At 39.1% G+C, this 16181-nt stretch carries 9 protein-coding genes; 3 read left to right on the top strand and 6 right to left on the bottom strand.

The genetic code is table 11. The features are described 5' to 3' along the window. Positions 1-93: 93 nt before the first annotated feature. The gene (locus DOK79_RS12830) at positions 94-7335 is read right to left on the bottom strand and encodes a QWxxN domain (RefSeq protein ID WP_206857354.1); all 7242 of its coding nucleotides are present in this window, start codon (positions 7333-7335) and stop codon (positions 94-96) included. Between the two features lie 267 nt (positions 7336-7602). After that, positions 7603-9273 (bottom strand): formate--tetrahydrofolate ligase, encoded by a 1671-nt coding sequence (locus tag DOK79_RS12825; RefSeq protein WP_206857356.1) that lies wholly within the window; start codon positions 9271-9273, stop codon positions 7603-7605. A gap of 180 nt (positions 9274-9453) precedes the next feature. Here DOK79_RS12825 and DOK79_RS12820 point away from each other — a divergent pair, with 180 nt between their 5' ends. After that, positions 9454-9666 (top strand): cold-shock protein, encoded by a 213-nt coding sequence (locus DOK79_RS12820; protein WP_242542644.1) that lies wholly within the window; start codon positions 9454-9456, stop codon positions 9664-9666. 104 nt (positions 9667-9770) lie between these two features. Here the strand turns inward: DOK79_RS12820 and DOK79_RS12815 are convergent, their stop codons facing one another. Continuing rightward, positions 9771-10208 (bottom strand): EbsA family protein, encoded by a 438-nt coding sequence (locus DOK79_RS12815; protein WP_206857360.1) that lies wholly within the window; start codon positions 10206-10208, stop codon positions 9771-9773. A gap of 78 nt (positions 10209-10286) precedes the next feature. On the opposite strand from DOK79_RS12815, the gene DOK79_RS12810 reads away from it, so the two are divergent. After that, complete coding sequence (locus DOK79_RS12810; RefSeq protein ID WP_206857362.1) at positions 10287-10682, top strand: ribonuclease HI family protein; 396 nt, start codon at positions 10287-10289, stop codon at positions 10680-10682. 71 nt (positions 10683-10753) lie between these two features. Here the strand turns inward: DOK79_RS12810 and DOK79_RS12805 are convergent, their stop codons facing one another. From DOK79_RS12805 to alaS, 3 genes are all read right to left on the bottom strand, one after another. Then, complete coding sequence (locus DOK79_RS12805) at positions 10754-11893, bottom strand: cation diffusion facilitator family transporter (RefSeq protein ID WP_206857364.1); 1140 nt, start codon at positions 11891-11893, stop codon at positions 10754-10756. A 34-nt stretch (positions 11894-11927) separates the two neighbouring features. Next, complete coding sequence (locus DOK79_RS12800; RefSeq protein ID WP_206857365.1) at positions 11928-12524, bottom strand: ECF transporter S component; 597 nt, start codon at positions 12522-12524, stop codon at positions 11928-11930. A 168-nt stretch (positions 12525-12692) separates the two neighbouring features. Beyond that, positions 12693-15335, bottom strand: coding sequence for an alanine--tRNA ligase (gene alaS, locus DOK79_RS12795; protein WP_206857372.1), 2643 nt, complete (start codon positions 15333-15335; stop codon positions 12693-12695). Between the two features lie 362 nt (positions 15336-15697). Between alaS and DOK79_RS12790 the strand changes: the two genes are divergently transcribed. Beyond that, entirely contained in the window at positions 15698-16129 is a 432-nt protein-coding gene (locus DOK79_RS12790; protein ID WP_206857373.1) for a GNAT family N-acetyltransferase, read from the top strand. The last annotated feature ends 52 nt before the right edge of the window (positions 16130-16181 follow it).

Raw genomic sequence — 16181 nt, 5'->3', positions numbered from 1 at the left:
TCCTTTATTAAAATTTGTACAGGTCCACTAAAAGATTGATCAGATGTGTGCTTGATTTAGCACTTTTTTAATTCAGCTAGCTAGTATTCAATTTTAAATATTCAACCCAACTAATTTCTTTTGTTTCTGTCGCTTTGTCTGAGACACATTTTGTGCCTTGCTTCTACCAATACCTTTATTGACAAGCGTAGTGAAACTTTGCAAAAGTGACGGATTAGGACTTGTTGGCTTAGAAACTCCAGTTGATGGATTTGCTTGTTCCAATCGACTATTTTTAGCAGGTCCTAGACTGACTTCCCCTTCTTGTAAGTTCAAGTCACTTCGTTTCATTCTTGGGTGTTGTGGAGGCTTCATCTCTTGCGGTTGATCCAAGCGCATTTCTGTATTACTTCCTGATTGCATATCTACAGGAACGGAAAATGCGGTTGTCGTAGCTATAGACTCAAGCGTGCTTCCTAAAGTAGTTTCTTTCGTCACTTCCAACTCAATATGTCTTCCTATCGTTGCAAAATCGCCGCTTGCTACCAATGACATGCTTATGAGGAAATTGCCATCTCCAAGTTTCTCAATTGGTTCATCGGTCGAACGTTTTTGGCGTAAGATTGCTTGTTCAAAACTATAGCCATAGGCAATATCTCTTAGAAGTGTAGCAACGTATTCCGCGTCAGTCATCAAATAATTCGCAAACAACATCGGATCCTTGCCTAAATTTTCAAAAACCGTCATCATCGATAAGCCTTCTATTTTTAGATCATCGGCCACCGCATAACCGAACTTATAAAAACCATCCGATCCGAAATCCTTAAAATAACGAGAAAAGAAGTCTATTTGTGCATCCTTCCCTCTTTTTCTAAATCCACGAGCAGCCATTCCATAAGAAATAATATCATTAGCCATTGAAGAAAGATGAGATGCCTCATGCAACAAAGTTTCTGATACAGGTGGGGCTAATTCAGCTTCTGGCCAAACATTAGGATTCTTATTGAAAGAATCAGCCATGATGATGATTCGATTTTCAGCATCTTGTCTAATGACAAATCCATACGTTGAAGAACGTTGCTTATTTGCTGAATAGAATACCTGTGTAACCGGATCTTTTTGAAAGTCCGTGGAAGCAATCAAAATATTCTTAAATCCCCAATCTGCTGATTGTTGAAGAAACAATTTGTTTCTTTCTGCAATCGTCAAAAGCCTTTTGACTACTTCTCTCAATACTGCCTGTTCCTCTGGCTTCCCATATAATACAAACATATTCGATAAGTAAGTCCCTCGCTCTGTACTACTTATTTGCTTTAACTTCAGCATTTTCTTACATTCTTTGATGACATTATCTAAAATTTCCAAAGACACAGTATACTCTTTTGCAAGTGTCTTTTGAAACTGTTTGAGATGTTCAGGCATCTTATTAGCATCTAAACCAGCATAAACACGCACTTTATTTTTCAGATCATCCGGTAAACAATGCTGGATACCTTGCGTGATACTTTTTAAGGTCTCAGCTTCATTTGTCATGATTTTTTTCCGTTCTATCGGAATAAACTTAGTCAATCGAGGAAGTATAACTTGATTCGATTCTGCTCGATAGTTGATGCTAAGGTCAGTGATTTCGATGGCATTCATTCTCGCTTTCCATTCCTGCCATCGATTAGGTGATCTTGGTAACCAGAGATATGGTGGGTATAAGGGATTATTTATGGTCTGGTAAACTAGCGCAGTTTGGGCAGAACCTGTTCCTCCTCTTGATCCTCTTGATGTACTCGCTCCTTCATCGAAACCACCAGCCATCAACATGCCCTCGGGACGTTCAACAATCTTTTTCTCCAAATCAGTTTCAAAACGAAATTGATTGATTTCCGGATCAAATCGCAAGATTGTCTTTTCCAAAAATATATCTTTTTTCACTAATTGATATTGGTTAGTCTCTTTATCTACTAAAACTAAAGGAATATAACGATTTTGAAATTTAATGTATGATCGCCCTTCCTTACTCCACATCAAACCTTTTGCATCTGGGGCCGAAAGAGTCGCCGGGTCAGTCAATGCCTCATAGTGTGACTGCCATTTCGCAAGGTTACGTCCCACAGCTTCATGAAGTCTTGGAGATATCTCTCCTTCAAAATACCATTCGATTCCATTATAGTTTACCGGTAATACATGATTGCCAGCTAATACATCATACCGCGCACCATGTTTTTCTATCACTTGGGTTCTAACAGGAACAAGTTTTCCGTTCATTTCAATTGCCGTCTTTTGTTGTCTCATACCGTTTTTCAGTATATCCATGACTGCGCCTTCGCCATAGCCTTTAGGGTAGTAATTCATTTTCTTAAAAATCGTTTCGTCTGGCTGGAGTTCGATCTTTACAGAATCAATAAGTTCCTTTTCTCTCTCTGTAAACGAAACAGAACCTTCAAACTCCCTCAATTGGTCGCCTCTCAAAGTAAAGTATCTTCCATAAACATCGCCTTTTTTATAATCTGATACTTTGACATATAAATCATTCTTTATTTTTTTCACCAGAACTTGCGGACCATTTTCTGGTAAACGTGCTTCGATCGTTGATTTCGATAGTTGGGGCACTGGTTCCGCCCTGACATGTATTTCTAATTTTTCTAACACTTGCTTGAACTGGATGTTTTTTGTGATAGCAGGCAAATTTTTTAGTTTCACTAAATTATGGATGACTATGCGTCCACCACCTATGGCTAAATCGATCCCTGGGTCAATGTAACGTACGCCACTCATTAAAAGACTTCTAACTTCAGAAAGTTTGGGCATTATTTTCGCACTATTTTTTACTAACCCTGTTAATCCACCTCTTGCGAGAACTCTTGCTAATCCTAAAGCAAATCGGGCACTCATGGAACTGATTTGACCTAATACTGGGAAAGCTAAAATAGCATCAATACTACAATTAAAAGCCGCACTTTCCGTATCTTTGTTGATGATCCCAACGACACAATCATAAAATGGGATGATATGGCTAACAACATTCCAGGTTTTACTTGCCATCGTCTGGTCATTACCTGATTCATATAATTGGGTATATAATGCATCTTTATGTTTCATGCTAATAAGATTGCATAAGTCTTCCCTCTGATCACCATGGGATAATTGATTATCTTGATTGATTTGTAGCATAAAAGAATAGGAATAATCACCGATTCGAACCTTCTCCCCTTCTTTTCTATACTTCTTCCACCAAAGTGATTTTAGATCGATTAAATCGTTCTTTAAAAATAGAAGGGGATCTCTATCCACACGATAAACAGTGTAACCACCGTCTTTATCTAACCTCTTCAACGCATACACCCGTTCTTCATTGCCACGAATGGCGACAAAGATATCTGTTTGTTTTTGGGTTAAGATCAAATCATCCCTTGTTTCTTTTCTCTTGGCTATCAGAAGGGACGGAAGTGATCCGATCGGTTTTGAGGCAAGAGCCGCTTCATCTCTAAACTCAGCCTTTCCTTCATAGATTCGAGTCTCAGGAGAAAACATAAAATCTAACTCTGCTTGACCAATCGAATGAACGGATAAACTGATCAATTTTCGATTAAATAAATGATAAGACTCCGCCACATCACTTGTTAACTCTCTGTACCACGGTTCAATGCTACGAGGAATCCACGGTCCTGGACAGGGATTCCCTCCAGCTAAATATATTTCTCCTGCCAATGGAGGAATTCTTATCCCGAGTCTTTCACATTCCTTTAGCACCTCTTTCACTAACGCCTGTTTTCGGCGAAAGTTGATCACTGCTGTCTGGTAGCCTCCATAGAATCGATTGACTTCTTCTTGATGTTCCATGATCGCAAAATAACCTCTCTGGAAATAACCAATGAACATACTGATCGCGACTTCCTTATAGTTTCCTTCCGCCATAGCTGTTCTCAAGGCTGGTGCATCCAACTGAGCAGTAGTAAATAGTGCCGGTAGTAAAAGATGATTATATTCTTCTATATCTTTCACCCCGCGTTCACTGACTGACTCAAAGAAAAGTTGGCCCAACGTACGTACCTCTTTTTGCTCGAATTTTTTGAGAATACCTGAAGCTGCCAATATTCTTGAACCTGCCAGATGTAGCAACGAACGATAATTGGAAATCAACAGATCGTCAGGCATTTCACTGGATTGGAGAAAATAATTTGGCAGTATTTGGTCCAAAGAAACATTCCATAAATAACCTATTTTAGACTCAAATTCTCTTTGTTTGCTCGGATCACTATATTTGTGAAGAGTGAGTTGCCCGTCCTTCACCAACTCATTCAGACTGAATGATTTTCTAAGCTGACCGATCGTAAAACTCGCAGGATTAGGATGGTCAATAATTTTTTTCGCTGCATACGCATCAATTGAACTACCCAAGACAGTCTCCAACACCCATTTCATCACTGTTTTTTTTGCATTATAATCCGAGATCAGCTCATCCTCTGCTCCGCCGTATAATTTCGACTCTTTCAAGATGATCGTTGCTACAGCTTGAAATTTTTCGGGTCTGATTTCTCCCTTTTCTTTGTTTTCCACAAACCATTTTGCCAAACCACTTATGATCTCTTCTTTTGTTGTGTGATCGATCACTATTTTGTTTTCACGTAAATGTTCTTTCATTTTCTCAAACACTTGCTGACTGATCAAAATATTTTCTTTATCTTTTAAACTAAGATTTTCAATTTTTGGTTGCTTATCAGGCACACTGGTTACATCTTGCTTTTCCAAATCTTGTTTTTCTATTTTTTTCTCTAGCCATCCTGTAAAGGTTAGTTCTGCTTCCTCGTTTGAAATAAGTCCGTTATTTTCCTCGCCAAGCATCGCTTGAGCAATTTGCTTTAATTTGACCGGGTCGACTACTTTTTGATTTGCTCCCTCAAGCATCGTCCAATTAGAAACTTTATCAACAAACGCTTGAGGTTTTGTTGGATCACAAACGATTCCTTTTGTTTTCAAAAAAGCGACAATACGTTTATCAATCACTTCTTCTCGTTCGCTAAGAATACTTGGTTTCGTTCCTTCTTCAACTACACTAGTGGTTTCATTCGAATGAACGATCCGATTTTCTTTAAGAAAAGATAGGACCTTTTGTTCCTCTGTCCGGTCTGATTTATCTTTGAGAGTATCTGGTGAAATCGCATCGATGGTAGTATCTTTGTAGTTATATCCTACTTGTGCATTATTGTTCTCCCACTGAAGTATGACTGCTCGTGCATCGTTTGTTCCCAAAATCGTCATATTCGATCCAAATGCTGTTAGCAACTCCTTAGCGGCTAATGCTTCTCTACTTACGATCTCTTCATATTTTTGCGTTTTAAATAGCCATTTTCTCATCCATCTCACCAGTTCACTCGGAGTTGGGTCTTTTAACGTACTGTCTTGTGTTTGCGCAAATTTGGTCATCTCTTGATTTACTTTTTCTGTTTTCTCCCGATCATTAAAAAGATCGCGATTGTAAATAATAGATGTGATCGTTTGATTTTTTGGCACAGTGGCAGCAACATCATTTAAGAAGTCCGCAAAAATTTGATTACACACCATTGTTTCTGTCCGATAATAAGAACCAACAGGTGTTTCCTTCTCGGAGAACTGAATGGGTTTTGACTTATCTTCATAGGTATAATTTTCCAAGTGTACATTGGCTTTTAACTGCATGAAAGTTGCTTGTAGTTGTGCCGTAGTTAACGCATCCCCTAGTCTGACATTTTTTAAGCCATAGTACCTTCGAATGAGATAGACAGCAAATTGGTTTTTAGACGAGTCTTGCGAAATATCATTTTTATGACGGATTCCTGCCCAATTCTCTAGTGCTGTGATGACTTCCATATCACTAGCAGTTCGATCAAGAACTTTTTGTTTTACTAAAAATACTTTCAATTTATTGATGACGTCTTCTGTTTTATGTTTATTTCTATACAAAGAAAGATCGTAAAAAAAATTTGGTAAAGGTTCTTGATAGCGTTCAGCTGGGACACGATTTTGTTCAATATCTTCCGCGATCTTTCTTGCTACCGCTAGCTTGGAAGAATCAGAAGCCTTCTTGTTGCTTGGCACTGGTTGATTTTCTGTGACTGCTTTACTCCCTTCTCCCCCTCTATTATTGAAACGAGGATCATTGATTGGCCTTGCCTCAGCTCCACGTATAGTCAATGGGTCCCTTTTCTTGATAAAGTCAGTAACTATCTCGTCCAATTTACTAAACAACTGCCAAAATTGGGTCGCAAATCCTACCTCTTCTTTATTTAAAATAGAGGCTTCACTTGAAAACTCAGTCGATTGAAAAGAAGGTGGAATATTGGTATTGATCGAAGACTTTCCTGGATAATCTGCTTCTTTTTCATAGATCATACTGCGGGCAACCTTGTCTAAAAAGCGGCTGATCACTGAATCGCCATTTAAACTTTCTTGTTTTTCTGTATAGATTGGTTGGTCAAATTGCCTGAAAAACGTAGTAAAAGCGTTCGTTAATCCGCCAAAAAAGTCGGCTTCCTCTGGACGGGTATTTGTTGTATTTCCTGTCGTCTGTTGACTCGTCTGATTCACTGTTTTTTCATATGCTTGTTGAAAAATATTTTTCAGCTTTACCGCTGAATCTTCAAATGAGAATTGGTTTTCGGAACTTCCGTCGCTATTTCTTTTGAACGAAAATTGTTGGATATTATTCGGGTGAGCTATTCGTTGTTGATTGATTTCTTGGGATTCAGCAATGGCAACTTTACAAACGGTTTTAAAATGAGCTTGGGTATGGTCAGGTGATTCCCAAAACCTCAATTTTGGGAGGGAGGAAACAGTTTTATTAGTTGTACAGTCATAAACTTCCGCAATTTGGTGTGCTTTTTTATGGATATTCAAACTCCAGTCATGAACAATATCAACTAAATCAATCGTCATATTTTGGGGATGAACGGGTAGTTGAAGTGGAAAAATTGCAGTGCTATTTTCCGGCAAAGCCGGACTGATCAACGTAGTATCAACAGTCGAGTTCGAAGCAAGTGCATAGAGCATTTCCGGACGCATGCCTTGTTGTTTTACTTCAACAGTGGTTTCTGCCTCAAAGACAGCTCTGTGATCATGTGGTGCTTGCTTCAGGTCGGGCGTTTCTCCAATCATGGCTTGCCTTTTTTTTGGCGCTTCTCCTTGGACGACTACATTTCCTAAGATACTAGAAACATATAAAGATAATAACAATGGCGAGTGAAGAATATCTGGGGTAGGACCACGACCAGTCACCCAACGAGAAATCTCATTGACCTCCTCTTGAAAAATCCGCTGATTCTCTTTCTCATTCTGCTTATTGTTGAATTGACCATTCCGTTGTCGATTACTTTGATTATCAATTGGCATAGCTCTCTCTCCTTCTTTATATCCCTTCGATTTCACCCTACAGACATCAACAAAATTTTATGCCACCATTATACATGTCACTTCATTAGCCTTCGTGACTAGTTTTTTTAAAATAATAAAAACTTGAACTTTTAATCTTTTTGGTATATATCGACAATATAAAAAAAGACGTATCATCTAAAAAATAGTGGATCTATTTTTTAGGTGATACGTCTTCGGATAGAAATAATTTTAGTAATGACTATTTCAAATTTTTATGTTTCTTGACTAGAATAAACCGATGACTTCCCCTTCGTTCGTCACGTTCATATTCAATGCTGCTGGTTTTTTTGGCAAGCCTGGCATTGTCATCACATCACCAGTCAAGGCCACTAAAAAGCCCGCACCTAGCTTAGGTACAAATTCACGAATCGTGATCGTGAAATCTTCTGGAGCACCGAGTAAAGCCGGATCATCAGAAAAAGAATACTGGGTTTTCGCCATACAGATCGGTAAATCAGACCAACCATGTTTTTCAAACTCAGCCATTTGATTTTCTGCTTTCTTACTAAAAGAAACATCCTTGCCACCGTAGATTTTTTGTACGACTGCTTTTGCTTTTGTTTGGATCGAATCGTTCTTTTGGTAGAGCGGTACATAGTTAGACTCTTGTGTTTCAATCAGTTCCACAACACTTTGTGCTAATTCGACACCGCCTTTTGCACCATTCGCCCATACACTTGCACGTTTTGCTACGACTCCTTCTTTTTCACACAGATCGGTCAATAACGCTAATTCCGCTTCTGTATCAGTGACGAACTCGTTGACTGCGACAATCACTGGAATATTGTAGCTTTGCATGTTACGGATATGCCTTTTTAAGTTAGCAAAGCCTTTTTCTAACGCAAGCAAGTTTTCTGTTTGTAATTCCCCTTTATCTAGTCCTCCATGCATCTTCAAAGCACGGATCGTTGCGACGATCACGATGGCATCTGGTGCGCTGTTCAAATTAGGTACTTTGATATCCAGGAATTTTTCGCCACCTAGATCTGCCCCAAAACCAGCTTCAGTCACTACATAATCACCAAGTTTTAATGCTGTTTTGGTTGCGAGTACACTATTACAGCCATGAGCGATATTGGCAAAAGGTCCTCCATGGATCAGTGCTGGCGTACCGTAGATCGTTTGTACGAGATTAGGTTTGATTGCATCTTTTAATAACAATGCCAATGAACCTTCTGCATGCAAGTCACCGGCTGTCACAGGACGGCGATCATAGGTATAGCCAACCACGATCCGTGCCAAGCGTGCTTTCAAATCATCTAGATCCGCAGCTAAACATAGGATCGCCATGATCTCGCTGGCTACGGTAATATCAAACCCGTCTTCTCTTGGTACTCCTTGAACAGGGCCGCCTAAGCCGACGATCACATTTCTTAAAGCACGATCATTTAAATCGACTACACGCTTCCAAATGACACGTCTAGGATCGATCCCAAGCTCATTCCCTTGATGAATATGATTATCTAATAAAGCAGATAACGCATTATTGGCAGATGTGATCGCATGCATATCCCCAGTAAAATGCAAATTAATATCTTCCATTGGTAAGACTTGCGCATAACCACCGCCAGCTGCACCTCCTTTGATACCCATCACAGGTCCTAAAGATGGTTCACGTAAAGCGATAACTGCTTTTTTATCCAACTGGTTCAATGCATCCCCTAACCCGACTGTCACCGTCGACTTGCCTTCGCCAGCTGGTGTTGGATTGATTGAAGTGACTAAAATCAGATGGCCATCTTCTTTTTCCGAAAAGTCCTTGATTGCCGAAAAATTGATTTTAGCCTTATATTTTCCGTATAATTCTAGTGCATCTTCAGCGATCCCAATGCTACCTGCTACCTCAATTATCGGTTTTAGCTGTGTTTCTTGTGAAATTTCTAAATCACTTTTCATTAAAACGCTCCTTTTCACGAACTATTCGCGCAAATAATTATTTTTCGTTAAGTTATATTCATTATACTCGTTTTTATTCCAAAAAAAAACAAAAAAAGCCGATTTTTAATTTATTTGACGTACTTGCTAATTCTCTTTATAATATAGGCTATGATCAGACATAGAAAGGTCGTGAGTGTTTTGACCACAGGAATGGTGAAATGGTTCGATAACAAAAAAGGATATGGCTTTATTAGTTATGATGAAACAGAAGAGATCTTCGTACATTTTACTGCGATCGAAGAAGAAGGATTCAAAACACTTGAGGAAAACCAAGTGGTAGAATTTACCGTCATTGAAGGTAATCGAGGTGCTCAAGCGGCCCATGTCAAAAAGATCAATGAGCAAGTATAGCCAAACAAATAAGCTATCCCGATATACTTTTATCGGAATAGCTTTTTTATTTTTTGCAAGTGATCTTAGAAATAAGAAGCTATTTGCACGCTTGCCATTGCTTTTTACTCAACTAGATCTTTCGTCTTGTTTAGTAATGAAGAAGGTTTGATTGCTTCTTCCATCGGGTGTTTCAAGTGTTCAAGCAACTTCTGTTGTGCTTTCCGATTGACGAAAATCACAAACGGCTCTTTACCCGTGGCAAATGATAAAGATACTTTACGCTTTTGTACGCGGACTTCTTTGATTTCATCGATCGATATATCACGATCTCTCCAAAAAGCAGCATATTTTATTCTTATGGCGTCTTTCTTTAAAACAAATGAGCGTCTCAGTCCTAACAATAGGAAAACAAAGAATACACCCATTATGATATTGCTTTTCCAATAGGGCCTTGTATTTTCTAACGATAAAATCAAACTTAAAAACAAAATAATAAATGTTGATGACCAATAGATGATCGACTGTGCCGTTTCCGGCTGCCAGCGAATATTTTTTTTCATTCTTCAACCTCGTGTCTTTATCTGTAATGGTATAATAAGTCGAACCTACTATCTATTTTGAAGGGAGTATTTTTCCTTATGTTAAAAGTATACATTGACGCATCAACAAAAGGCAACCCTGGACCTAGTGGTGGAGGAATATTGATCGTCTCTGATCAGCAACAAGAACAGTTATCTATCCCTTTATCCTTTGGTTCCAACCATCAAGCCGAGTTTGAAGTCTTTTTAAAAACTTTAGAAATTCTAAAGAATAGACAGCTGACCGAAGAAATCATTCTCTGCTATTCCGATAGTAAAGTGTTAGTTTCAACGATTGATAAAGATCATACTTCCAACAAAGATTTTTTGCCTTATTTAGAAAAAATACAAAGTCTATTAAAAGATTTTTCAATGTTGATCATTCAGTGGATTCCTGAAAGTAAAAATAAAGGCGCAGACAATTTAGCAAGACAAGCTTTACAAAAAGCTTTATAATTAAAAAAGATTTTTAAAGCCCACTTGGAAAAAATCGTTCAGATTTTCTCCAAGTGGGCTTTTTTAAATGTTTAAAAAAGCAAATAGTTATGATCGAATGTGATATCTAACTGATACTCGCCGATCCTCTTTTCGATTTGGATACGCATCGTTCGTTCTAGTTCCTCATCGGACAATCGTATCCCTTCAGGAATAACGACATCGAATTGGAGAATCTGTCCTTTGTGGATCATGCGAAAATCATGGATTTTCAAGCCTTCTGCTGTCTCATGGATAATTTTCTTCAGTTCATTAAGGATCTCTTGATAGTTCTCATTGCCAACTGGCACAGGATCTAAGTGACAGACTAACTCGACACCTAAAGACTTTTTAAAATCTTTCTCGATGATGTCCATGATCTTGTGCGCTTCATTCAGATCCAGTCGATCATCGACTTCGACATGCACAGAGGCAAAGCGCTGATTTGGTCCATAGTTATGCACTAATAAGTCATGATAACCGAGTATTTTCTTATACCCGTTCAGTTGCTCCTCCATCGCCTGGATCTGCTCGACAGTTGGCCGACTACCTAATAACTCATATACGAATTCTTTTAACATCATCACTCCGCTATATAAAATATAGAGTGCTAATAAGAAACCGATATAGCCATCGACACGCCAATTTGTCAGCCACTCAACAGAAGCGGAAAGCAAAACAGCGAATGTCGTATACACATCATTGTAACTGTCCTTGGCAGTCGCATGTAGCGTTTCCGAATCGATCGTGGTTGCAGTTCTCTTATACATACGTCCTTGAATAAATTTCAAAGCGATCGAAAAGACTAAGACTAAAAAAATCACTGGTGATAACGCAATATTTTCAGGGTGGATGATTTTCTCGATCGAAGAATGCAAGAACTGAAACCCAACATACGTGATGATGAGAGAGACAAATAGTCCACTGATATATTCAAATCGTTCATGACCGTAAGGATGTTCAGGATCTGCTGGTTTCGCTGCGATCTTGAACCCAATCAAGGTCAAGACAGAAGAAGCTGTATCTGACAAACTATTGATGGCGTCTGCCATGATCGAAACACTTCCAGAGAGCAGTCCGATCATCAATTTCGCCACGAATAAGATCACATTTGTCAGTAGTCCCCATATCCCTGCCATCAATGCTTTTTTTGTACGTTCTTTTGCTGTGAGTGTTTCTTGTTTCTTTACCAAGTTTGTGACTCCTTTTATCTGTGATTGCTCGACCTCATTCAGGTTTCAAAGGTGTGGCTGCAAATAATGCTTTAGCGAGTAAAGGTGTGATGATCCCAGCTCCGATTGCTTCTGGAATCCCATTGATCGCTGCAATCCCAGCAAGTGTATTGAATAAAACGGAAGAATCGACACCATATGCTTGAGCTGTGGCATTGGTATAGAACAAGCCCATAAAGCCTAAGACAAGGACGGTATTGACTAATGAGCCTAAAACACCTGCCACAATGGATGGCATAACGATCTTAGCTGTTCGTTTGTACAACCAATGGAATACCAAGCCAGCAACCAGACCTACCAAGACTCTTGGTAAGACTGAAATGATTGGATTCGTGAAAACTAATGTATCAAACGGGGTCGTTGGCATGGCATACGCACGAATGATTGTCGCAATTCCCCAAAACAAACCGATCAACATGCCATCTTTCGGGCCTAATACGACGGCTGCTACGATCACAGTGATATGGATGATCGTCAGACTGATAAAACCTAATGGAATAAAACCTAACCATGGAACCATTGATTGGACAATAATGATAGCTAATAAAATGGCACGAAGTACTAGCCGAAATGTTTTGTTTTTACTGTTCATTGTATCTCCCCCTGTTTGCTTTACTCTAATCCTATAGCGTTTTACTGATTTGTCAATAAATGTGTATATCGTGTCAAAAAGCTGGCTCGATGAAAAATAAGCAACGAGCTTAGGATCTTGTCCCAAACTCGTTTGCCTATCTATACTAATTGAAATGCATGGTTGATCTTATTTGTTTTCCAACCATGATTTTGCTTCATCCAAAGCATCAGGGATACCAGCAGGGTTTTTCCCACCTGCTTGTGCCATATCTGGACGACCACCGCCGCCACCGCCCACTTTCGGTGCGATTGCTTTGATTAGATCGCCGGCTTTCAAACCTTCTGCATTTGCTTCAGGTGTCATTGCAGCCAACAAGCTGACTTTGCCTTCTTGTTCATTTGCCAATACAAGAATATCTGAAACAGCTTTTTGTTTCCATTGGTCTGCCAATTGACGCAATTGATTCATATCTTTGACTTTTACTTGTGCAGTAATGATCGTTTTTCCATTGATCGTCTCTGGATTTTTGAAAATATCCCCTGCTTGTTGGTTTGCTAGTTTGCTTGCCAACTGCTCATTTTCTTTTTGAAGTTCTTTCAATTGCTGTTGCAATTGTTCTGTTTTTGCCACAACTTCTTTCAATTGCGGTGATTTCACGATTGCCGCAACTTCTTTTAGTTGTTGTTCTTCACTTTCCAACAATTCATACGCTTCTTTGCTTGTTACAGCTTCGATACGACGAACGCCTGCACCGATCCCAGATTCGGAAACGATTTTAAAGATCCCGATATTTTCAGTATTGCCAACGTGCGTACCACCACATAATTCGATTGACCAACCGCCGATGTTCACCACGCGGACTTCATTGCCATATTTTTCACCAAATAAAGCCATCGCGCCCATGTTTTTCGCCGTATCAATGTCTGTCTCAATTGTTTCGACAGGGATCGCTTCCCAGATTTTTTCATTCACGATTTTTTCCATTTGTGCTAACTCATCGCTCGTGATTTGACCAAAATGCGTAAAGTCAAAACGTAAGTGACCTGGTGCAACTAATGACCCTGCTTGATTTGCGTGATCGCCTAGTACTTCTTTTAATGCTTTATGCAATAAGTGTGTTGCTGTATGGTTTTTGATGATTCGATTACGTCTAGGTTCGTCGATCAATAAATGATATGTGTTTCCTTCTTTGATACTTGAAAGAATTTCCACTGTATGCAAGAATTGTCCATTTGGTGCTTTACGAACGTCAGTAACATTTGCAACTGTCTCACCAGAGGCATCGATGATCCAACCTTGGTCCGCTACTTGTCCACCCATTTCAGCATAGAAAGGTGTTTGGTCAAAAATCAGTTGTGCTTCACCTTCAGAAAGTTCATTGACGATTGCTTCGTTTTGAATAAGCACTAATAATTCACTGTCTGATTCGATATGATCATAACCGATAAATTTGCTTTCGACTTTAATATCTGTCAATAGAGCAGATTGTACGCCCATAGATGTTTCTGTATGACGAGCTGCACGCGCACGATCTCGTTGTGCTTGCATTTCTGTTTCAAAGCCTTCATGATCGACAGTCAAGCCTTCGTCTTCGGCTACTTCTTCTGTCAATTCAACCGGGAATCCATAAGTATCATATAGCTTAAAGATATCTTTTCCGGCAAGCGTTGTGCCATTTGCTTGTTTCACGTCCTTGATCACTTGATTCAAGATTTCAAGACCTTCATTGATCGTTTCGTTGAAACGTTCTTCTTCTGTACGAACTACTTTTTCAATAAATTCTTTTTGTTCCAACACTTCTGGATAATAGCTTTCCATGATTTCACCAACAACTGGTACTAAACGATACAAGAAAGCTTGTTCAATGCCTAGTTTTTTACCATGCATCACTGCTCGGCGCAACAAGCGACGTAACACATAGCCACGACCTTCATTTGAAGGTAATGCACCGTCACCGATAGCAAAAGATAATGCACGAATATGGTCAGCGATCACCTTGTATGAAATATCAGTCAACGCATCTTCCCCGTATTTCACTTTATTGCTCAATTGCTCAACTGCATGGATGATCGGCATAAATAGATCTGTTTCAAAGTTCGTTGGTGCATCTTGAACGATCGAAACCATCCGTTCTAAGCCCATGCCCGTATCAATGTTTTTATGTGGAAGAGGTTCAAACGTATTATCTGGTTTGTGATTGAACTCTGAAAATACTAAGTTCCAGATTTCAAGGTATCGTTCGTTTTCGCCACCAGGGTAATTTTCAGGATCGTCCTCTGCTAAGTCGTTGTATGCTTCGCCACGATCGTAAAAAATCTCTGTATCTGGTCCACATGGTCCAGCACCGATATCCCAAAAGTTGTCTTCCACATCCACGATATGATCAAGTGATAATCCAACTTCTTCATGCCAGATCCGTTTTGCTTCTGTATCTTTTGGATAAACAGTTACATATAATTTTTCTGGATCAAACGCCATCCATTTTGGACTAGTCAAAAATTCCCATGCCCAATGGATTGCTTCTTCTTTGAAATAATCACCGATCGAAAAGTTCCCTAGCATTTCAAACATTGTATGGTGACGAGCAGTTTTCCCTACATTTTCGATGTCATTCGTACGAATCGATTTTTGTGCATTCGTGATTCTTGGATTGTCTGGTACAACTGATCCATCAAAATATTTTTTTAACGTTGCTACGCCTGAATTGATCCATAATAAAGTAGGATCATTGACTGGTACTAGTGAAGCACTCGGTTCGATCGTATGTCCTTTTTCTTGGAAAAAATCCAGAAACATTTGACGTACTTCAGCACTACTTAATTTTTTCATTCCTTTTACCTTCTTTCTAAATGATAAACGACAAAAAACATCATTACAGCCAAGGACGAAAACTCGCGGTACCACCTTGATTGCAATGATGTTTACTCATTACCTCTTAAACTCGTTAACGCTGAGTCGCGTTGATATTTCTATCAAAGAAAAAAGGGAGCAGTTTGAACAGTGACTATTCTTTTTTCAGCCTAGAAAGAATTTTCTGTGAGTCTGTCTAAAACAAACTATGTCCTTTTTTGTACTTTATTAGTATACGTATTCTTGATGAAGGTGTCAATCCTCCTTTTTTATTTTTTGGTTGTTTGCTCCTTGATTTTTCCTTGGTATAATCAAAAAAGAGAGAACGAGGAGGCAAACGAATGGAATCTTATTTTGGGACAGAGGAATGGATAAAAGCTGCTAGTTACACGTTACGTTATGCCATCTTCGTTTTAGAACAAGAAATACCTGCACATTTAGAATTTGACGGCAAAGATGCGTATTACCCTAACCTTGTACGATTTCATCAAGAACAACCGATCGCTACCTTACGTTATCAAAAACTAAACGATGCGAAAGTCCAATTTGACCGTTTCTGTGTCGCAAAAGATTGGCGTAAACGCGGTATTGGTCGAGAAATGCTCCAAACGGCAGAAAAACGAACAAAAAGTGATGCTTTTCAGGAAGTTTATCTAGTTGCAGAAATGGCGGCAGTTCCTTTTTATGAAAAGCAAGGGTATCAGCCTTTCTCAGACCCACTGATCGAAGACGGCATCCTTTGCCAACAAATGCGAAAAAAGCTTCATCACTAACAAAAAAGCGTCAAAAACCAAGAAATAGTTTTTCTATTTCGGTTTTTGACGC

The sequence above is a fragment of the Enterococcus sp. DIV1094 genome (assembly GCF_017316305.2).
Lineage (GTDB): Bacteria > Bacillota > Bacilli > Lactobacillales > Enterococcaceae > Enterococcus_B > Enterococcus_B mangumiae.
Note: the sequence above shows the minus strand (reverse complement) of the source record. Positions and strands in the feature narration are given on the sequence as shown.

What these genes read in the sequence shown, in the direction of transcription:
- DOK79_RS12830 (WP_206857354.1), bottom strand. Translation starts at nt 7,335, where the DNA reads ATGCCAATTGATAATCAAAGTAATCGACAACGGAATGGTCAATTCAAC.
- DOK79_RS12825 (WP_206857356.1), bottom strand. Translation starts at nt 9,273, where the DNA reads ATGAAAAGTGATTTAGAAATTTCACAAGAAACACAGCTAAAACCGATA.
- DOK79_RS12815 (WP_206857360.1), bottom strand. Translation starts at nt 10,208, where the DNA reads ATGAAAAAAAATATTCGCTGGCAGCCGGAAACGGCACAGTCGATCATC.
- DOK79_RS12810 (WP_206857362.1), top strand. Translation starts at nt 10,287, where the DNA reads ATGTTAAAAGTATACATTGACGCATCAACAAAAGGCAACCCTGGACCT.
- DOK79_RS12800 (WP_206857365.1), bottom strand. Translation starts at nt 12,524, where the DNA reads ATGAACAGTAAAAACAAAACATTTCGGCTAGTACTTCGTGCCATTTTA.
- alaS (WP_206857372.1), bottom strand. Translation starts at nt 15,335, where the DNA reads ATGAAAAAATTAAGTAGTGCTGAAGTACGTCAAATGTTTCTGGATTTT.
- DOK79_RS12790 (WP_206857373.1), top strand. Translation starts at nt 15,698, where the DNA reads ATGGAATCTTATTTTGGGACAGAGGAATGGATAAAAGCTGCTAGTTAC.